At 60.8% G+C, this 18,913-nt stretch carries 17 protein-coding genes, 1 tRNA gene and 1 pseudogene; 10 read left to right on the top strand and 9 right to left on the bottom strand.

The window, feature by feature from the left end; all coding sequences use genetic code 11:
- The first annotated feature begins 782 nt into the window (after positions 1–782).
- From NKI22_RS25870 to NKI22_RS25820, 10 genes and pseudogenes are all read left to right on the top strand, one after another.
- On the top strand, positions 783–1,172 hold the full coding sequence (locus NKI22_RS25870; RefSeq protein ID WP_031193957.1) for a hypothetical protein: 390 nt from the start codon (positions 783–785) through the stop codon (positions 1,170–1,172).
- Between the two features lie 34 nt (positions 1,173–1,206).
- Positions 1,207–1,641, top strand: coding sequence for a hypothetical protein (locus tag NKI22_RS25865; RefSeq protein ID WP_352481353.1), 435 nt, complete (start codon positions 1,207–1,209; stop codon positions 1,639–1,641).
- A 470-nt stretch (positions 1,642–2,111) separates the two neighbouring features.
- Complete coding sequence (locus tag NKI22_RS25855) at positions 2,112–2,738, top strand: hypothetical protein (protein ID WP_352939263.1); 627 nt, start codon at positions 2,112–2,114, stop codon at positions 2,736–2,738.
- A 39-nt stretch (positions 2,739–2,777) separates the two neighbouring features.
- The gene (locus NKI22_RS25850; protein WP_352815908.1) at positions 2,778–5,102 is read left to right on the top strand and encodes a lysozyme inhibitor LprI family protein; all 2,325 of its coding nucleotides are present in this window, start codon (positions 2,778–2,780) and stop codon (positions 5,100–5,102) included.
- A gap of 16 nt (positions 5,103–5,118) precedes the next feature.
- Positions 5,119–5,535, top strand: coding sequence for a lysozyme inhibitor LprI family protein (locus tag NKI22_RS25845; protein ID WP_352717238.1), 417 nt, complete (start codon positions 5,119–5,121; stop codon positions 5,533–5,535).
- A gap of 37 nt (positions 5,536–5,572) precedes the next feature.
- Positions 5,573–6,187 (top strand): annotated as a pseudogene (locus tag NKI22_RS25840) (M60 family metallopeptidase); the annotation flags it as partial.
- Positions 6,188–6,272: 85 nt separating this feature from the next.
- On the top strand, positions 6,273–6,773 hold the full coding sequence (locus NKI22_RS25835) for a hypothetical protein (protein ID WP_156948063.1): 501 nt from the start codon (positions 6,273–6,275) through the stop codon (positions 6,771–6,773).
- An 88-nt stretch (positions 6,774–6,861) separates the two neighbouring features.
- Positions 6,862–7,233, top strand: coding sequence for a DUF4087 domain-containing protein (locus NKI22_RS25830; protein WP_023718802.1), 372 nt, complete (start codon positions 6,862–6,864; stop codon positions 7,231–7,233).
- A 213-nt stretch (positions 7,234–7,446) separates the two neighbouring features.
- The gene (locus NKI22_RS25825; RefSeq protein WP_352548655.1) at positions 7,447–8,790 is read left to right on the top strand and encodes an HdeD family acid-resistance protein; all 1,344 of its coding nucleotides are present in this window, start codon (positions 7,447–7,449) and stop codon (positions 8,788–8,790) included.
- Entirely contained in the window at positions 8,790–9,938 is a 1,149-nt protein-coding gene (locus tag NKI22_RS25820; protein ID WP_352548665.1) for an MFS transporter, read from the top strand. Before NKI22_RS25825 ends, NKI22_RS25820 begins: the two co-directional genes overlap by 1 nt.
- Before the next feature lie 272 nt (positions 9,939–10,210).
- Here NKI22_RS25820 and NKI22_RS25815 read toward each other — a convergent pair.
- The 9 genes from NKI22_RS25815 to NKI22_RS25775 all read right to left on the bottom strand — a co-directional run bounded on the left by NKI22_RS25815 (position 10,211) and on the right by NKI22_RS25775 (position 18,856).
- Positions 10,211–10,295, bottom strand: a tRNA-Leu gene (locus NKI22_RS25815).
- Between the two features lie 73 nt (positions 10,296–10,368).
- Positions 10,369–10,989, bottom strand: coding sequence for a 2,3-bisphosphoglycerate-dependent phosphoglycerate mutase (locus tag NKI22_RS25810; protein ID WP_352815899.1), 621 nt, complete (start codon positions 10,987–10,989; stop codon positions 10,369–10,371).
- A 24-nt stretch (positions 10,990–11,013) separates the two neighbouring features.
- A complete protein-coding gene (gene dapB / locus NKI22_RS25805; protein ID WP_502897719.1) occupies positions 11,014–11,847 on the bottom strand; it encodes a 4-hydroxy-tetrahydrodipicolinate reductase in 834 nt (277 codons plus the stop codon).
- Entirely contained in the window at positions 11,844–13,703 is a 1,860-nt protein-coding gene (locus tag NKI22_RS25800) for an ABC transporter ATP-binding protein (protein WP_352815897.1), read from the bottom strand. The genes dapB and NKI22_RS25800 overlap by 4 nt, the downstream gene beginning before the upstream one ends.
- A gap of 119 nt (positions 13,704–13,822) precedes the next feature.
- Entirely contained in the window at positions 13,823–14,848 is a 1,026-nt protein-coding gene (locus NKI22_RS25795; protein ID WP_352815895.1) for a glucokinase, read from the bottom strand.
- Between the two features lie 121 nt (positions 14,849–14,969).
- Complete coding sequence (gene mepA / locus NKI22_RS25790; protein ID WP_352815893.1) at positions 14,970–16,061, bottom strand: penicillin-insensitive murein endopeptidase; 1,092 nt, start codon at positions 16,059–16,061, stop codon at positions 14,970–14,972.
- Between the two features lie 56 nt (positions 16,062–16,117).
- Positions 16,118–17,026 carry an SDR family oxidoreductase gene (locus NKI22_RS25785; RefSeq protein WP_352495433.1) on the bottom strand — a complete coding sequence of 303 codons (909 nt, stop codon included), beginning with the start codon at positions 17,024–17,026 and terminating at the stop codon, positions 16,118–16,120.
- Complete coding sequence (queG, locus tag NKI22_RS25780; RefSeq protein ID WP_352495434.1) at positions 17,023–18,183, bottom strand: tRNA epoxyqueuosine(34) reductase QueG; 1,161 nt, start codon at positions 18,181–18,183, stop codon at positions 17,023–17,025. Before queG ends, NKI22_RS25785 begins: the two co-directional genes overlap by 4 nt.
- Positions 18,164–18,856, bottom strand: a complete 693-nt coding sequence (locus tag NKI22_RS25775) for a glutathione S-transferase family protein (protein WP_023678968.1) — start codon at positions 18,854–18,856, stop codon at positions 18,164–18,166. Before NKI22_RS25775 ends, queG begins: the two co-directional genes overlap by 20 nt.
- Positions 18,857–18,913 lie beyond the last annotated feature (57 nt).

The following is an 18,913-nucleotide window of genomic DNA, read 5'->3' as shown; positions in this document are numbered from 1 at the left end:
TGCGTTCGCCAAAGAGAGCGCCTTCACGTGCCGCCCCTGTACGCTACCCGATGACTGGGAACATGCTCACAACGTGGCCGCGGCGCCCCCACTGCGCCTCTATGCGGCACGCCGCAGCGTTGAAAAAGTCGAATGATTGAGCGGCGTTTCTTTCGGCCTGCGCAACGGCTTGGCTGGATTCGAAAAAAATACCACAATAGATTCGGATTATAGAGATCATATAAGAAGCGATGCCGTCGCGCCATTTTACAAGGCTGGGCGAAAATTCACAATAACATATGAAACTACTTGCAATAACACGAGATAAAGATGAATGAAGCTAAGAGCGTATTCCGCAAACTTGCTTCCGATCATATTTCAGAATCTGCTAAGATAGCCGGCGCTGGTTCCGAATTATTAAGCATTTGCAAAATTCATCCCCGCAATATTGTGGTTTTTCCTTGCCGCAGGCCGAATCGGATGCAACTTTTTAGAAGCACAGCCGCGTCAGCGGATCGTTGAAACATGCTTGGGCGGACGGGGCACTAAGCATGGAGAGGAATATTGACACTCGCTAATGCGGCGGCCCCCGCTGGGAGCGTTCCCTCCCACGTAAGAGATTACGGCAACCGTCGACTAAGTCGTCGAATGCATCGCCCACAGCCTGGCTCTCGTTCGATGGCCGGCGAAGCTTTGCCCTCCTCCGATTGGCGCCAGCCCTCGCGGCAAAAGCGGGGATCGCCGCCTGCAACGGCCTTCCGATATGGACGATGTCCGCCGCCAGCCAGTCGGAGGAATGAATCATGAAACTCGTAATCTGTGCGGCCTTGGCCACTGCTTTGATGGCAATCTTCGGTTGTACCACCGACGACTACGATGGTTGTCGCGGAAAGGGCTGCCTGGTTGATCGGTCCCATAAAGGGAGCCGGAAGATAGACGACCGGCCGCAGTTCGACAGGAACGGCAATCCCAACTTCGATACCAGGGGCCGTTACATCGGCTGCCATGGGCTCGGATGTAAAGTCGACGATCCTGATGACGGGGATCAAAGCATCGACGACAGGCCGCAGTACGACAAGGAAGGCAATCCGAACTTCGATACGCAAGGCAACTACCAAGGCTGCCGCGGCATCGGCTGCGAGGTCGATACACCGGACGATGACAACTCATCGGACGACGACGATTCCGATTAGTGGACCCTCCAATACGAACGAAGAGGATGCCCTCATGTTTGAATCCAACGGTCTTATCCCGCGATGTGCCAAAATCGTGATGATCGGCCTCATGGGGTTGGGAATGACGCTGACCTTCGCTTTCGCCGCGAATGGTGCCTGCGACGGCGTAAAGGTCGATGTGACGAAGGCGCGCAAGCAGGAATATGCCCCCCTCGTTGCCTCGGCGTTGGACAACAAGGTCAAGCCAGCTCGGGTGAAGTTCATCACGATCATGGAGAACGGCAACTGGAGCGCCGCCTACGTCTCCACGCCGGTGAGCGACGACGGCGTGATGTTCTTCCAGACAGTCGACGGAAAAAAGCAATTTCGCGACGTGTGGGGCGGCTATGCCGACCCGTCGGAAAAACCTGAACTGGTATCCTGGGCGAAGAAGCTCGGAGCGCCGCAAGATCTGGCAAGGTGTTTTGCCGAGGAAGTTACGGAATGACGGTGATGATCGCTGGAATTGCCGCTGACCGTGGTGCAGGGGGAGAATGATTGGTGAGCGCTCCGGGGCGCCGGGCCTCTGAGGTCGATTCCAATCATCAGCTGCAGGATGTGCAAAATGCAAACTGTTCGAAAGTCCAGACTGATAATGCAGTTCGCCCGTGCATTGGCAACTTCAGTGAAAATGACGGCTGTTGTGAGTGTAGCCGTCCCGCACACGATCAATGTTGCGCATGCCAGCAAATATGATCTGCCGAAACCCTATGTTTCCCGGGCTCTTAACGCGGTTTTGATACCCATCAACCACGCCTCTCGGCACCGCTACCAGATCCCGCCCAAGCTTCGCGGGGTGTATGTCTTGGCCGTTGCACCCCATGGCGTTGCCGCGCGGCAAGGCATCCGGCCGGGTGACGTGCTTGCCACAGTGCGGCATCAACCGATTTCGACGCCGACCGATGTCGACCGACTCGTATGGGCCGCTCTTGCCGTGAGCGCTACCAGTTTTCTGTTTGGCGTGAACCGCGGAACAGAAGTCGCAGATGTCGTCGGGTCAATACCAACATCACCGTCAACAACTTCAATACCAACATCTCGGTCAACAATATCTCGCAATGGACGAGCGTCGATAACCATGAGGAGTGGACGCAGATCGTCGATCAGTACGACGACGAGATGGAGACAAGCCTCGAAGACACAAGCTATCGCGAAGACGACTCGCTGCCCGGCGACACCAGTCCAGACGTAACTCCTCCCGATGCTGATGACGATTCCGACGATAACAACGCGGACACCGATGGCGATAGCTCGGACGACAGCACCGACGGCGACAGTTCCAATGATCAGGACGATTCGAGCGATCAGAATGACGATGATGGTGATGACGACAACAACACCGACAACGATAGCTCGGATGACAATACCGACGACAATAATTCCGGTGATCAGGACGATTCGACCGATCAGAACGAAGATGAAGACTCAACGGCCGGTGATGATGACCAGGACAGCACCGACACCGACGACGATAGCACGAATGACGATGCGTCGGATGACAGTACCGGCGACGCTGACGGATCGGACGATGACGATGCCAACTAGCAGCCGACCGTGCCGGCTGTTCTAAACAGAGGGCAATCGATGAAAACCGCGATACTGACAGTTGCCGTGGTTCTGGCCATGCCAGCTTTCGCCTTTACTCAGGACATGAACAAGTGCGCCGATGCCGAGGATCTGGCCGCCCCGAACGAGTGCGCCGATGCCGCGTTCAAGCAATCCGACAAGAAGCTCAACGAGCTTTACAAGCAGATCGAAGCCCGCCTGAACGACGATGCGGATACCAAGACGCTTCTTGTTCAAGCACAGCGGGGTTGGGTCAAATTTCGCGACGCGGAGTGCAGTTTCCAGACCGCAGGATCGGTCGAAGGAAGCATGACGCCAATGCTCATCGCGCAGTGCATGGACAGCCTGACGCAATCCCGGGTCAAGGACTTCGAGGGTTACCTGAAGTGCCAGGAAGGCGATCCGAGCTGCCGCGTTCCGGCAGCGAACACATCACCTGCCGTATCCCCTGTGGCCGATGAGAACGGCCGGACCGGCCTTGCCCAGGCTACCGGCCCGATATCCATTCCATTGCAACATGTCAGGGAATACGGACTCGACAGTGATGAAGTCATCTATCACAAACTCGGGATCGTGGTGGGCATCAATGGTGCCACGCCTCGTTTGTACGAATTCGACACCGGGTCGGATGAGTTCAACGCGGAGATCGATTCGAGTGTCCCCGGCATACAGCCGGTGCCCGGCAGCAAGCCTGAAATGTACCCGTATGGAGACGGCACCTATGGAGATTGGGTACAACAGGTCCGTTTCGACAGCCTGTCCTATTACGATCCGGATGATCGCTCAAAGCCTGTCGTAACCCTCGATGGCGACTTCGCCGCTGGTCGGGTGGTGGATTACGTCTACACAAAGGGTTTCGGCGACCTCGAGGATGTGAAATTGACGCAAAAGCCCGTGGGCCACCACGGCGATACGCCGGTCTATGCGGATCTTAATGCGCGCAAGAGCATGCAGAACGGCGAACCCGGTGATTCGACGACGTTTTACGGCGTCTTTGGAGCCGCCGATTTTATCTTTGCGGGAGATCAGACCACTGCCCCCGGCAGTCAAACCCAAAGCGGCTATGTGGTCTCTGCCAATGCAAATCTTGGAAAAAAGAAGACCACACCGGGTTGCGTTCCCTGCCTGGCGCTGAATTTGTCCCCCAGTTTGAGATCCCAGTTTACGGCCCTGATGCCTTGGGGCGAACTGGGTTCTCAGCTTTACGAACATTACCAGAAGAGATTCCCGCAAACAGGCGCGAGGGCATCCAATGTGAACGAAGGCTCTTACCGTTATACAATTTCTTTTGACTATATGGGAAAGAAACGTTCGGTTGATTTCAATGGGCCCGTGTTGTTGGATACAGGAACGGCGACTTTTGTCTCCATAACCTCAGAGGGTGTTTTAAATAAGCTTCGATCGAGAGGATTTCAAATCAAGGAATATAGTTCTGATATAATGAACTTAAAGTTCTTTGGATTTGACGATAGCTTTAACAACAAGGAATACAGCGATGTCGTTATCGATCGCCAAAGTGATGAGGTTAACGGCAATGGAATTACTATCGGCTTACCCTTCTTTCAGTCCAATTCCGTAATGTATGATCTGGAAAACAAGACGACCGCATATTCACCCTATTTTGTCAGCGCTGGCAACTTTACGACAGACGCGGGTGCCAAGGATCAAGTTCAGCTGAATCGCGCGACCAGCGATGCTGGAAGCAAGGGATGGCTCGGACTGGCCGGCATCGTCTCCGGCGCCGGCGACTTCACGATCGAGAAGGACGCGGACGTGCGCATGACCGGGGGCAATACCTACACCGGCACAACCCATATCGCGGCCGATGGGTATCTTACCCTGGCCGGGCCGGGCAGCATCGAGCATTCCTCGCGCGTCACGGTCGACGGTGTGCTCAACCTCAATCAAAAAGGAAACCACCTGAAGTCCTGGGGAGTGGCGCACTCCCTCAACGATACGGCCATTCGCAACCTGAACGGCAAAGGCGAGGTCTATCTGGGTGCGGGCAGACTGATCCTGACAGAAGCCAACGGGCAATTTGATGGAACCATAGCGGACTTTGATGACGCCGGCATGAGCGGCGGCCTCGTTGTCGCCGGCGGCAAGCTGACGCTGAGCGGCAAGAACACCTATTCAGGCGTGACGGAAGTCGCGTCAGGGGCGCAGTTGCGCGTGACCGGGTCCTTGACCGGCGACGTTTCCGTCTCGGGACTCCTTGCCGTTGACGGGGAAGTCTCCGGCAAAATCACGGTCAAGGAAGGCGGCAGGCTAACCGGTTCGGGAAAGGTCGGCAGCGTCACGGTCGCCGAAGGTGGCAAAGCGGATCCAATGAAAACCAGATAATAGGAAAGGGAAATCGATGAAAACCGCAATTCTGACTGCTGCCATGGTTCTGGCCATGCCGACGTTCACCTTTGCCCAGGACAAGTGCTACGCCGCCGCCAAGGATCAGGCCTCGCTGAATGCGTGCGCCGATGCGGCGTTCAAGAAATCCGACAAGAAGCTCAATGAGCTTTACAAGCAGATCGAAGCCCGCCTGAAGGACGATGCGGATACCAGGAAGCTTCTTGTCCAAGCTCAACGGGATTGGGACAAATTTCGCGACGCCGAGTGCAGTTTCCAGACTTCAGGAGCGGCCGGAGGAAGCGTAATGCCGATGCTCACCGCGCAGTGCATGGACAGCCTGGCGCAATCCCGTGTCAAAGCCTTCGAGGGTTACCTGAAATGCGGCAAGCAGGGCGATCCGATGAGTTGTCCCGTTCCGGCCGCGAATTGACACCTCGGTGCCGGGATGAAGACCTTCAGGCAACTATTTTATGGGTGTCCCCGGCAGCAACATGGGTGATTTGCTGGACGTGAATAAGCTGCGGCAAGCGTGGTCGATCTGGCATGAAACCGGCCATATGTACCAGCAGGAGGATTGGACCTTGGGCGAGATCGTAGAAACTACAGTCAATATCTATTCCCTCAATGCCCAGGCGCATTTTGGCCATCCGTCCCGCTTGAAAGAGCGCGATGACTCTACCGGCAAGACGCCGCTGGATCTGGCGGCGCGATATCTGGCGCGGAAGACGCGTGATTTCGACAATGAAAAACAAATGCGTGCCAGCGCGGATGACGACGATGAGCTTTGGGTGCGGCTGGTCATGTTCGATCAATTGCGCCGGGGTCTCGGCGAGGACTTCTATCCGAAGCTTCACCGATATTACCGCGAGCATCCACTGGACGATGCCAATAAGCAGGATGCGGTCAAGGTACAAACCTTCATCCTGCGTGCCAGTACGGTCGCAAATCAGGACCTGACCCGGTTCTTTTCCGATTGGGGGCTGCACATCGAGCAGGAAACCGCCGACAGATTGAAGCGTTTGAATCTGCCTCCAGCAGATCCTCAACTGTCGCGCGTTGGTCTGAATGTTGCTTCACGGTGAAGCCGGCGGCGAGCGTGATGCCGGAGCCAGACACGAAAGGATGCGGGGGTATCGGCATTTCGTGAGGGGCTAAAGGAGGTGGATTGTGAAACGCTATAGATCACTGCCCGCAGTAACGATTGCAGCATCTGCGCTGTTGGCATGTGCTGTGCCGGCGACAGCCCAGGGCGACCTCGGCTTCGACGTCAACGTCACGCTGTCCAAAAAAGCAGCCGCCAAGCTCGCGACTGAAAAGGAAGAGATCGTTGTCCTCGCCTCCTATTACGGTGACCCGAAGCGGAGTGCCGAGAAGCACGCCAACGAAGTCGGCCAGATCGATCTCACGCCGCAGGACGAAGAGGTCGAGATAGCGGGCACAGCGGGCCACGCCCACATCGGCGGCACAAAGGTCGACACGAAGCGTCTCGACTGGCTTGCCGGCCCTCCCGAGGTCAACGTCAACGTTGCATCCGCACGCAAGAGCAGTCCGGACAATCTGCTCAGCTGCGATTTCATCGACGGTCCACTAAGCGATGTCCAAAGGAAGCCTGTGACGCTTCATTGCGGATTGATCGAAGAAAATGTGGACACGAAGTTGAGGCCATAAGGCCTACAAAATCATGCCGCCTCGTTACCTGCGTCAACGCAGATTATCGGCGGCATGACCTGCTTTACTTAAGGAGGTAAAGGTTCTTATGCGCCCATTATTCGCTACCTGTTTCTGCCTGGCCATCATGTCCTTGCCTGCCGCCGCCTACGCCGAGCGCCGTTGTGGCTGGTACTCCAGCCCGACACCCGGCAACCTCGTCCTGACCGACAGTGACGGGGATTGGTGGATCCAGATGCAGGGGCGACCGGATCCCAAAGGCATCGACAATGTGCCGGCCTTGGACGAGCGGCAATTCGTCGAGACCAATGTGCCTGGTTCCGGCCACGGCTACGGATGCGCGTGCATGACCGTCGTAACCAATGCCAAGCAGCAAAAGATCACCAGAATAATCTCGGGCGAAATCCTTCCGCTCGTGCGCTGTCGCAACGACAGATCGCTGCCTAACCCGGACGGATAGTCATGACCAGGAACCGGCGACAGTCAGGAAACGGCGCCTCTCCTCCAATCGCTTCTGGATCGAAGGGACGGACCGGCGATGCTTCCGTAATTAAACATCTGATGGGTTCAGCTTGTGGAACCGATCGAAGACGGGACCGCGGAGAAGCCGCGGCCAATATTCGGAAACGTCAACCAGATGGCGCCGTAGCGCCACAAGTTACCGAAAAGCATCATGATCCGGCTGGTCTTTCTTTTTCTTGGGGCGCGTGCGCTGAAACCCATCTGGCAGCTCCTGACTGCGGCAGGCGTCATCTGGATGCTTGTCGGGGTTGCCATCCTGTTCGATCTGAGCGATGGCGCGCTCTCCGTCGCGCTGGATACGCTCGCCATATTCCTGGTAGTCGAGGGACTGGTCGAGATTGCCGCGGCCATATCCGTCGGACTTCGCCAGCATTGGATTGATACGCTGCGTGGCATCGCATTTCTGTTCGCGGCGTTTCTGGTCTTCGACGTCCCCTGGGACAACAATATCGGCGCGGCAATCGTGTTCGGCACTGCCTTCCTGGTTGACGGGCTCTTTCGGATCGGCTCCGCTTTGGTGATCCACAACCCACGCTGGCGGGTGGGGATTATCGCCGGCCTGATCGAGATCAGCCTGGCCATCGGCATCTTGATGTCCTGGCCGGTCCCGCACCAGCTGACAGTTCCATTTTGCTTTGCGCTCCTTCTGCTGACATCCGGCTATGCACTTGTGCGGATGGCCCTGCCATTACGGCAATTGCCGGAAGGCGGCTCGATCACCTCCCTGCCGCTTTATGCGGCCCGAAACTGGCAGGGTCGCGTGGCCCGCCCGGTCATTCCCGCAAACGGCGATGTCTGGGCCAAGGCGGACGAGGTCCTCAATGTCTATGTCTGGACGGCTGTCGGTTCGATAAAGGACCCGGAGCGCAGGATTCTAATCGACCGGTATGTCGCGGCAGTCGACAAGAAAGGCGTGATCTCAACAGGCCATTCCGCGCTGGAAATGCCACCGGACCTTTACATCAGCCACTATCCGTTCGACGACATCGACCACAGCCCTGACGACTTCCGGGCCATTCTCTCGGCGGGACATGAGAATGATGTAGCTGGGCGGTTCAACGAGTCCCTTGCACAGGAATCGGCCGACTGGTGTGAGCCGGACCAGAAGGTGACGTTCCACAGGTTCAATCCGCAAGCCCTGAGGATATTCTGGGAAGCATATTCTCAGGACAAGACCTACAATCTCACGGCCCGCAACTGCTCGACAACCGTTATCCAGGCACTCGATGCGGCTCTGGAGGGCGCATCGTACAACGGCCATGTTTGGCGGGATCTCTTCAAGATCATCAGCAACCCGCAATTCTGGTTGTTGCGGCTCGTGCGCGGCCGGGCTGAGGCCTTGACGTGGACCCCTGGGCTCGTTCTGGACTATACGCGCCTCCTGCGCAGCGTTGTTGAGCACAGCGACCGGCGCTGGAGAAGCAAGCTCTCCGACGCGTTCAGCACTGGCCGCAAGCTCGCCCATGTGGCCGAGCGCGACGGGGCGCCTGCATGATGAGCGGGCTTGTGCGCACGTCAGCGGTCGTCATCCTGACCGCCGCAATCTTCGGGCTGACCTATGGCCTCAGCGCACCGCTGATTGCACTTGAGCTGGCGGAAGCGGGCTATTCCGAAAGCCTTATTGGGGCGAACAGTGCCATGTACGCCATCGGTGTACTTCTGGCGGCCCCCTACCTGCCCCGCCTTGCACAGCAGCTTGGATTTGTGCGGCTGGCGAAGGGAGCTCTAATAGCATCGGGCGGGTTGTTCGTCTTTTTTCCCTTGGCACCGTTTCTTTGGGTCTGGTTTCCCTTGCGTGCGGCTCTCGGAGCGGCGTCAGAGACGCTGTTTGTCGTTTCCGAAACGTGGCTCAACCAGCTTGCCGGTGAGAGAAACCGGGGACGAATGATAGCAATCTATATGACCGCTCTTTCCTGCGGCACCGCAATTGGCCCTGCCATCCTGGTCCTGGTCGGACGTGAGGAGTCTCTTGCTTTCATTGTCGGCGCTGCAATAGCACTTGTCGCTTGCGTGGTCCTGATCGTAGGTAGGCCCGATGCAGCCAAGCCAGCGCGCGAGGATATCGGCAATCCGTTTCGGTACCTCAAACTAGCGCCAGTGGCGGTTGCTTCCTCAGTCTTGAACGCCGCATTGGAAGCGGCCGGTCTCAGCCTATTGCCGCTCTATGCCATCCGCCTTGGATGGCCGGAGCATTCAGCGACGCTCCTGTTAACCGTGCTCCTTATCGGCTCGATCCTGCTGCAATTGCCCATCGGCTGGCTCGGTGACCGAATGGATCGCCGGTGGCTGCTGATTGCCCTTGCGGCCATATCGGCGCTTGGGGCGCTTGCATGGCCCTTGGCCTTCTTGCACCCGTGGTTTGCCTATTCCCTGCTTTTCCTGTGGGGAGGTGCCTTCGTCGGCATCTATACGACTACGGTCGCCATGCTCGGCGAGGCTTACAAGGACGCAGAATTGCTCAGCATCTATGCGTTGCTCTCCATCGCCTGGGGTATCGGCGCGCTCCTGGGGCCGCTCATCGCCGGCATGGCGATGGAAAGTTCACCGCATGGTCTGCCCGTCTTCGCTGCGATCACCTGTGGCGGATTCACGTTGTTTGCCGGCTCGCGGGAGGAGATATGGAAACGAGGCAGGGTGGTATGACGATTGCGGCATCTGTATTGTTGGCGGGTGCCGTGCCGGCAACGGCCCAGCCGACATGAGCTTCGACGTTAACGTCACGCTTTCCAAAAAAGGCAGCTGCCGAGCTCGCGGCTGAAAAGGAGGGGATCGTTGTCGTCGCAAGCTCTCGAGCGAAAATCCTGGTGCGCTGTCGACGCGTACAGCCTAGGACATCCGGCCAAGAAAAAGGCCCGGCAAAACCGGGGCTTTTTCTTGGGGTTTCTGAACCTTATCAAAAGTTCGAAACGGGAATTTGGTGCCCAGAAGAGGACTCGAACCTCCACTCCTTGCGGAACACGGACCTGAACCGTGCGCGTCTACCAATTCCGCCATCTGGGCTGGTGCGCGCTCATTAAGCGGGCAAAGGATGAGTGTCAACGCGCTTTTTTGAAAGCCGCGTTCCTTCTCCGGCTCAGTGCTCCAGCACTTCCTTCGACGCTACCGTGGAATCGGCGTTGAGCGTGTAGATGATCGGCACACCGGTGCCGAGCTCGAGCTTGACGATCTCCTCGCCCGACTTGCCGTCCAGCGCCATGATCAGCGCGCGCAGCGAATTGCCGTGCGCCGCCACCAGCACGGTACCGCCGCGCAGCACATGCGGCTGCAGATCGTGCAGGTAATAGGGCCAGACGCGTGCGCCGGTGTCTTTCAGGCTTTCACCGCTGGGCGGCGGCACGTCGTAGGAGCGGCGCCAGATATGCACCTGGTCCTCGCCCCATTTTTTGCGCGCATCATCCTTGTTGAGGCCGGAGAGATCGCCATAGTCGCGCTCGTTCAGCGCCTGGTCGCGGATGGTCTCGAGCCCGCTCTGGCCGACAGCGTCTAGAATGTGCTGACAGGTCTTCTGCGCCCGGATCAGCGACGACGTGAAGGCGATGTCGAATTTCATGCCGCGCGCCCTGAGCTTGGCGCCGGCCGCCTTGGCTTCGGTATGGCCTAGTTCGGTCAGGTCGACGTCGCGCCAGCCGGTAAAAAGGTTCTTCAGGTTCCACTCGCTCTGGCCGTGGCGCACGAGCACGAGAGTTCTCGACATATTTGCTCCTTCAAATTTTATGGATCAACTGGTCAGGCCGAGCACGTCCCGCATCGAATAGAGGCCCGGCTTGCGGCCGCGCGCCCACAGGGCTGCCTTGACTGCTCCGCGGGCAAAGATCGCCCGGTCCTCGGCATGGTGGGCGAGCGTGATGCGCTCGCCGGTACCGGCCAGCACCACACTGTGGTCGCCGACGACCGAGCCGCCGCGCAAGCTGGCGAAACCGATCGAGCCTGCCTTGCGCACGCCGGTATGACCGTCGCGCGACCGCACGCTGTTCCCGTCAAGGTCGATGCCGCGCCCATTAGCGGCGGCTTCGCCGAGCAGCAGCGCCGTTCCCGACGGCGCGTCGACCTTGTGCCGGTGATGCATTTCCAGGATCTCGATGTCGAAATCGTCGGCATCGAGCGCGCGCGCCGCCTGCTCCACCAGCACCGCCAGCAGATTGACGCCGAGGCTCATATTGCCTGACTTGACGATCGTCGCGTGCCGCGCGGCGGCCGCGATCCTGGCGTTGTCTTCGGCCGAACAGCCGGTGGTGCCGATGATGTGGGCGATGCGCGCCTGCGCCGCGTAGCCGGCGAATTCGACGGTCGCTTCCGGGGTGGTGAAATCGAGTACGCCGTCGGCCTTGGCGAAGACCGGCAGCGGATCGTCCCCGATCGCCACGCCGAGCCGGCCGACGCCGGCCAGCTCGCCGGCATCCTTGCCGATATGGGGCGATCCGGCCGGCGCGATGGCGCCGGCGACACGCGCGCCCGGTATGGTGTGGATGGCGCGGATCAGCGCCTGGCCCATGCGGCCGGCCGCGCCGACCACCACCAGGCCCATTTCACTCGCGGTCGGTATGTCACTCATGAATGTCTCCCGGCCGCCTTTTTCGCGCGGACATGTTGCGCCGCAGTCTGGATTGGCTTGCCGTCATCGACAAGCCCCAGCCCTTTCCTGCCTTGCACCCGGTGGAACCGCGCATAGACGCTGTGCGGGTCGGCCATCAACGAGGCATGCGTGCCCTGTTCGACCAGCCGGCCCTGCTCCAGGACGATGATATGGTCGGCATTGACCACCGTCGACAGCCGGTGCGCGATGACGATGGTGGTGCGCCCTTCCATGACATGGGTCAGCGCCTGCTGGACGCGGGCCTCGGCCTCGTTGTCGAGCGCCGAGGTGGCTTCGTCGAGCAGCAGGATCGGCGCCTGCCGCACGATTGCGCGGGCAATCGATACGCGCTGGCGCTGGCCGCCCGACAGCGTCACGCCGTTCTCGCCGACGGGCGTGTCATAGCCTTGCGGCTGGTGGCGAATGAAATCGTCGGCCACAGCCTGTTGGGCGGCGCGTTCAATCTCTGCGTCGGTGGCGCTCAGCCTGCCGTAGCGGATGTTGTCGCGGATGGTGCCTTCGAACAGATAAGGCTGCTGCGATACATAGGCGATCGAGCCGCGCAGCGAATGCTTGGTGACCTTTGAAATGTCCTGGCCATCGATATCGATGCTGCCCGACTCGACGTCGTAGAAGCGCTGCAGCAGCGCAACCAGCGTCGTCTTGCCGGCGCCCGAAGCTCCGACGATGGCAGTCACCTTGCCGGCAGCGGCGACAAAGCTCAGATCCTGCAGGACCGGCGCCTCTTCGACATAGCGGAAGGACACATTGTTGAAGCGCACTTCGCCAGAGGTGAATTTCGCCTCGGCGGCTCCCGGCACGTCACCCTGCTGCGGCTCGAGGTCGAGAAGCTCGTAGATCATGCGCGCATTGACCAGCGACTTTTCCATGCCGACCTGCATACGCGCCAGCCGCCTGGCGGGGTCATAGGCAAGCAGCAGGGCGGTGATGAAGGCAAACACCGCGCCCGGCGGTTGGCCGCCGACAGTCGCCCGGTAGCCGGAATAGGCGATGACGCCGGCGACGGCGAAGCCGGCCAGCATTTCGGAGATCGGCGTCAGCCGTTCCGAGACGCGGGCGATCTTGTTTGCCCGCTGCTCGGCGCCCGCGACGAGGCCGCCGATGCGGCGCGACAGCTCGTCTTCCAGAGTGAAGGCCTTGACGATAGCGATGCCTTGCGTCGCTTCCTGCATCGCGCCGATCAGCTGCGAGTTGATCTGCACCGATTCACGGGTGATGCGACGCACCCGGCGCATCAGATAGGTGACACTGTAGATCAAAGGCGGGCCGATCAGCAGCGACATCGCCGAGAGCATCGGGTCCTGCCAGATCATGACGCCGACCAGCGCGACAAGCGACACGGCATCGCGCGCCAGCGATGTCAGCGTCATCGACAGGAGATCGCGGATGCCGTTGACGTTCTCGTTGATCTGCGCGGTGAGCCGGCCCGAGCGGGTGTCGTTGAAGAAGCTGACGCCGAGCTTCATCAGATGGTCGAAGATGCGGCGCTGATAACGCGCCACCAGATTGTTGCCGATTTTGGCCAGCGTCACTGCCTGGCCGTAGCTGGCCAGCCCGCGCAGCATGAAGGCGGCCAGGATCGACACGCTGATCAGCGCGATAAGATCGCCGCGCTGTTGGTAGAAGATCTGATCGATGACATCCTTCATGATCCAGGCTGTGAAGGCGGTCGTCGCCGCGATCGTCACCAGGCACAGCACGGCAAGAGCATAGTACCAGCGATAGTCGCGGCTGTTCTCGGCGATGATGCGGCGGATCACCGCCACGATCTCGCTGGGACGGACTTTCCCTTTGGTTGGTGCTGGAAGTGTCAAGTTGGAGCGCTTTGTGGTTTCGGTTCGGCCGGGCTGCAATTCGGCAACCTCTTAACGCCCCAATGGCGGCTTGCCTATGGCCGGGGACGGCGAAACTTCGTCGCGGCGCAGCTTGTGTCCTAGACCCGCCAGCGCCGCCCCGCCGTCTGCACGCCGAACAGCGACGGATTTCTGGCATAGGCGGCCAGCCCTAAAAGCGCCGCCAGCGGATGGGTGATGACATAGACCGGCATGCTGCGCATCAGGGCACTGTGCGGCGCCTTGTCCTCGAAGGCGGCGCGGAAATTGCCGGTCCGCAGCGCCGGCAGGATTTTTTGCGCGATGCCGCCGGTGAGAAACACGCCGCCGCGGCTCATGAACACCAGAGCGAGGTCACCGGCGGTGCGTCCCAGGCAGGTGACGAAGATCGACAGCGCCTCTTCGGCCACCGGATCGTTCTTTGCCAGCGCCGCGGCGGTGATCTCGGCGGGCGTGGTAAAGGGCGACGGCTTGCCGTCCGCCTTGGCCACCGCCCGGTAGGCATTGACCAGGCCGCGCCCGGACAGGATCTGTTCGCCGGAGATGCGGCCCTCGAGCTTCTCGATATGCGGAAACACCTGGAAATCGCGCGGCGAGCGCGGGCCGATATCCATATGGCCGCCCTCGCCGGGCACCGGTATCCAGTGATGCAGCGCATAGACCAGCCCGGCGACGCCGAGCCCGGTTCCCGGGCCGAGCACTACCCGCCCGGAATTCAGTTCCGGCGCGTCACCGCCGATCTTTTCCATATGCTCTTCGCCGAGCGCGACGACGGCCAGCGCCTGCGCCTCGAAGTCGTTGAGCACCACGACGTCGCTGAGACCGAGACTGGCGAACATCTGTCTCGGCTTGACGATCCATGGGCAATTGGTAAGCGGGATCTCGTCGCTTTCGACAGGACCGGCTACCGCCAGCACAGCTGAATTCGGCCGGACCGACGAGCGGTCGAGCACGGCCGACTGGATCGCCTCGTCGATCGTATTGAAGTTGGCGGTCTGGACGATCGTCGGCTCGCCGGCTTCGGAATTCGCGTCAAGCACGATCGAGAAGCGCGCATTGGTGCCGCCTATGTCGCCGATCAGAATCGGAAACCGCAACAGAGTGTCGTCGTCGCTTACGCCTGGCATGCTCTCGTCCGTTCCCGACGCGTATCGCCGTTCTCTCGTTGACTAGCGCATGACCGCAAAAAGGGAAATCGGTTTTCGAAGTGGAGATGCACGGATGCAGACAGCGAACACGCTGCCCGCATCAGTGCCCCGGTCGTGGCCGCGGCAGCGGAATGCGGATCTCGGGGGTCGCCACAAAGGCGTTCGCCGAGGCCGGAAGCGCTGCCGCGCTGGCTGCGACCGTCGGCGGCGGCGAAGGCTCTGCCGCGGGAGCGGGTACGGCCGCGATCGGCACGCCGTCGCCATAATAGGTGACTGCTTCCGCCGAGGCCGGAGCCGGCGCGTCGAGCACGAACTGGCATTGCCTGGGCAGGTTCGCCATCGTCATCACGTCGCGTGCCTTCGGCTTGTCCGGATTCTTGTTGGGGCGCCACGGCTCCTCGGTGAACCACCAGGCCAGCGCCTGGTCGCAGCCATCGTCTGGCGCCGTCGCTTCCTGCGCCTTGCAGTCGGGTGACCCAGGCTGGCAGCCGATACGAATGTGGAAGTGGTAATCGTGGCCCCAGAACGGCCTGACCTTGCGCAACCAGCTGCGGTCGCCTTTGACCGTGTCGCAGAGCTTCTTCTTGATCCCTGGATTGACCAGGATGCGCTCGACTTCGGGATAGCTCGCGGCGCGCCTCAACAGCCGCGTGTGCATCGGCGTCCACAGGCCATCCTTTACCAGATGGGTCTTTTCATCGACCATCAAGGTAGCGCTGATGTTTTCGCGCTCTTCGGTCGAAAGCTTGCGGTCGGGCATCGGCGTCAGCCAGATGTCGGCGTCGAGGCCGATCTGGTGCGAGGCATGGCCGGTAAGCATCGGTCCGCCGCGCGGTTGCGAGATGTCGCCGATCAGCAGGCCCGGCCAGCCGTCGGCTGCAGCATCGCGTGATAGTTTCTCGATTAGCGCGATCATTGCCGGATGGCCCCAACGGCGGTTGCGCGACGGTCGCATCACCTCCCAGTGCCGGCCGTCCATGGGCAGCGCGACGCCGCCGGAAAAACAGCCTTTGGAATAAAAGCCGATCGATTGCGCTGCTGCGAGTGCCGGCAGCTTTTTGGCGCCGAACAGCTCTTTTGCCCGTTGCTCGGCGCTCGCCGTTTGCGCGGCAAGCGTTAGGCCGGCGACGGCCAGTGCTGCCGTCAGCAGCAGTGTTTTTCCCGGCAAGGCTCGCTTTAACGTCTTCCCCAAGCTGGACCCCTCCGCGATTTGAACCGCATCATACCACGCCCCGCGCAACGTATCGATCACGACCGTTTCATCGGACTGCGCGCCTCGCCGTCGCGCCAGTCGCCGCTCGCCCACATGGCGTCGAGAGCCGAGCGGTAGTCGGGGAAGCGAAAGCCATAGCCGGCCGCCTTGATCGCCGCGTTGGCGACACGCTTGTTCTCGCCATAGAAGGACCGCGCCATGGGCGAAAGTTGGGCGGTCTCGAACGGAATTTCGGGCGGCGGCTCGATGCCCATCAACCTGGCGGCATAGGCGACGACGTCCTGCGGCGGCGCCGGCAGGTCGTCGGTGACGTTGAAGATGCCGCCGCGATCGCCTTCGGCTAGATGCCAGAGAGCGCCGGCAATATCGTCGCAATGGATGCGGTTGAACACCTGGCCCGGCTTGACCAGTCGCCGGGCGGTGCCGTTTTCGAGATTGACCAGGGCGTTGCGGCCCGGCCCATAAATGCCGGAAAGCCGCAGGATCGCCACCGGCCGGTGGATGTCGTGGCCCAGTTGCAGCCAATCCTGCTCGGCTGCGACACGCATCACCGACCGCTTCGACAACGGCCGGCATTCGGCGGCCTCGTCCACCCAGTTGCCGCCATGGTCGCCATAGACGCCGACGGTGGAGAGATAGGCGATCCATTCGAGCTCCGGCATGTTGGCCACGATCACCTCGCGTGCCGCGCCCAGCACCGGGTCGCCGGCCTCGTCCGGCGCGACCGAGACGACGAGATGGGTTGTCTTCCCAAGCGCATCGCCGATTTCGGAAGTCAGCGTGCCATCGAAACGCAGCGGCACGATACCGGCTTGCCGCAGCGCCGCGAATTTTTCCAGCGACCGTGTTGTACCGAAGATCGTTGTGTCGGCATCCCTGTTGGCGCCGGCGAAGGCCCTGCCCGAATAACCGGCGCCGAAGATGAAAATCTGCTTTTTTGTCATGTATGGGCCTCGATCGGCTTTGGCAGGGCCAGAAGCCATTCGCCTCTTACCGCCTCGTCACCTTCTACTTGCAAAGCGGCTGCGGCACGTTCGGCAAATTCCTGACCCGGCACTAGCCGCGACAGCGCCCATACCGCGGCGCCGCGAACCAGCGGCGAGGCATCGTCGAGCAGCGCGCGGACGGCGCCGGCCAGCGACAAGTCCTGGGAATTGCCGGCCGCGATCAGCACGTTGCGGATAAAACGGTCACGGCCGATGCGCTTGACCGGCGAGCCCGAAAAAAGCGCGCGGAAGGCAGCGTCGTTCAGGCAAAGCAGCTCGGCGAGCGGCGGTTCGCGCAAGTCCGCGCGGGCGGCAAGCTTAGCCTCGGAGGCAGCTTGGGCGAACTTGTTCCACGGACAGGCGGCCAGGCAGTCGTCGCAGCCATAGATGCGATTGCCGATCTTTTCCCGGAACTCATGTGGGATCGGTCCTTTGTTCTCGATGGTGAGGTATGAAATGCAGCGCCGCGCATCGAGCCGGTAAGGCGCCGGAAAGGCGTCCGTCGGGCAGGCGTCGAGACAGGCGCGGCAGGAGCCGCAATGATCGTCCTCAGGCGCGTCCGGCACCAGCTCGGCCGTCGTGAAGATGGTGCCGAGGAACAGCCAGGAACCATGGGCGCGGCTGACCAGGTTGGTGTGCTTGCCTTGCCAACCGAGGCCGGCCGCCTCGGCCAGCGGCTTTTCCATCACCGGCGCGGTGTCGACAAACACTTTGACGTCGCCGCCGGCGCGCGCAACAAGCTTGCCGGCGATCGCCTTCAGCCGGCCTTTCATGACGTCATGATAATCGCGGTTCTGCGCATAGGCGGAGATCGCGCCGCGATCGCGTTTTGCCAGGATGTCGCGCGGGTCGCGGTCGGGGCCGTAATTCATCGCCAGCACGATGATCGAGCGGACCTCTGGCCAGAGCGCCGCTGGTTTGCCTCGCCGCTCGAGCGTTTCGGCAATCCAGCCCATCGAGCCGTGAAAGCCGTCGGCAACGAATTCGGCCAGCCGTTCCGGCGCCCGCGGAATCGCATCGGGCGTTGTGACGGCGACGGCGTCAAAGCCGGCGTTCCGCGCCTCGCGGTCGATCAGCGCGCGCAGCTTTGCCGTATCAGAAATCGAGGTCCGCATAATGTGACACCGGCGACAGGCCACGCACCCGGTCGGACAGAAGCGGCCGGAACGAAGGCCGTGATTTCACCCTTGTATACCATTCGCGCGCGGCGCTGTGTTCGCGCCAGTCGATCTCGCCGAGATAGTCGAGCACCGACAGTGCCGCCGCCGCCGCGAGATCGGCATAGGTGACCTTGTTGCCGGCCAGCCAATGACGGGTGCCGGCCAGCCAGTTGGTGTATTTCATGTGCTGGCGGATATTGGCGCGGGCGGCGCGGATCGCCGCCGAATCGGGCGAGCCGCCGCCCGCTGTTTCCGGCATGACCGGCTTCAGAACGCGCTCGCGCACCAGATGCCGGGTAACCTCGCTTTCCGCCTTGTTGAGGTACCAGTCGGTCAGCCGGCGGATTTCGGCGCGTTCCATCGGGTCTTCGGCGAATAGCCGCTTGTCGCGCTTGAGTACGCCGCGCGTCTCGTCGAGATATTCGGCAATGACCACTGCGCCAACAATCGGCACGTCGCCCTCGGCAAGCAGGATCGGCAGGGTGCCGGCCGGGTTCAGCGCCAGGAACTCCTTGCGCCGCGTCCACGGCTTCTCTTCGATCAGTGCCAGTTCCTCGCCATACTCGCCAAAGGCAAGGCGGACGAAGCGGCAGCTGGCGAACATCGGATGGTGGAAAAGCGTTAGCATGGTCCCGCGATAATAGAGCGCACTGGCAAATCGCCGGCTGCGCCGGTAAGTCTTGGC

This window comes from Mesorhizobium sp. M0778, assembly GCF_040320105.1.
Classification (GTDB): domain Bacteria; phylum Pseudomonadota; class Alphaproteobacteria; order Rhizobiales; family Rhizobiaceae; genus Mesorhizobium.
The sequence above is the reverse complement of the archived record's forward strand: the minus strand, read 5'-3'. Positions and strand labels throughout refer to the sequence as shown.

Coding starts and splice junctions, on each gene's coding strand:
- NKI22_RS25870 (WP_031193957.1), top strand. CDS start 783: ATGAAACTCGTAATCTGTGCGGCCTTGGCCACTGCTTTGATGGCAATC.
- NKI22_RS25865 (WP_352481353.1), top strand. CDS start 1,207: ATGTTTGAATCCAACGGTCTTATCCCGCGATGTGCCAAAATCGTGATG.
- NKI22_RS25855 (WP_352939263.1), top strand. CDS start 2,112: ATGGGCCGCTCTTGCCGTGAGCGCTACCAGTTTTCTGTTTGGCGTGAA.
- NKI22_RS25850 (WP_352815908.1), top strand. CDS start 2,778: ATGAAAACCGCGATACTGACAGTTGCCGTGGTTCTGGCCATGCCAGCT.
- NKI22_RS25845 (WP_352717238.1), top strand. CDS start 5,119: ATGAAAACCGCAATTCTGACTGCTGCCATGGTTCTGGCCATGCCGACG.
- NKI22_RS25830 (WP_023718802.1), top strand. CDS start 6,862: ATGCGCCCATTATTCGCTACCTGTTTCTGCCTGGCCATCATGTCCTTG.
- NKI22_RS25825 (WP_352548655.1), top strand. CDS start 7,447: ATGATCCGGCTGGTCTTTCTTTTTCTTGGGGCGCGTGCGCTGAAACCC.
- NKI22_RS25820 (WP_352548665.1), top strand. CDS start 8,790: ATGAGCGGGCTTGTGCGCACGTCAGCGGTCGTCATCCTGACCGCCGCA.
- NKI22_RS25810 (WP_352815899.1), bottom strand. CDS start 10,989: ATGTCGAGAACTCTCGTGCTCGTGCGCCACGGCCAGAGCGAGTGGAAC.
- dapB (WP_502897719.1), bottom strand. CDS start 11,847: ATGAGTGACATACCGACCGCGAGTGAAATGGGCCTGGTGGTGGTCGGC.
- NKI22_RS25795 (WP_352815895.1), bottom strand. CDS start 14,848: ATGCCAGGCGTAAGCGACGACGACACTCTGTTGCGGTTTCCGATTCTG.
- NKI22_RS25785 (WP_352495433.1), bottom strand. CDS start 17,026: ATGACAAAAAAGCAGATTTTCATCTTCGGCGCCGGTTATTCGGGCAGG.
- queG (WP_352495434.1), bottom strand. CDS start 18,183: ATGCGGACCTCGATTTCTGATACGGCAAAGCTGCGCGCGCTGATCGAC.
- NKI22_RS25775 (WP_023678968.1), bottom strand. CDS start 18,856: ATGCTAACGCTTTTCCACCATCCGATGTTCGCCAGCTGCCGCTTCGTC.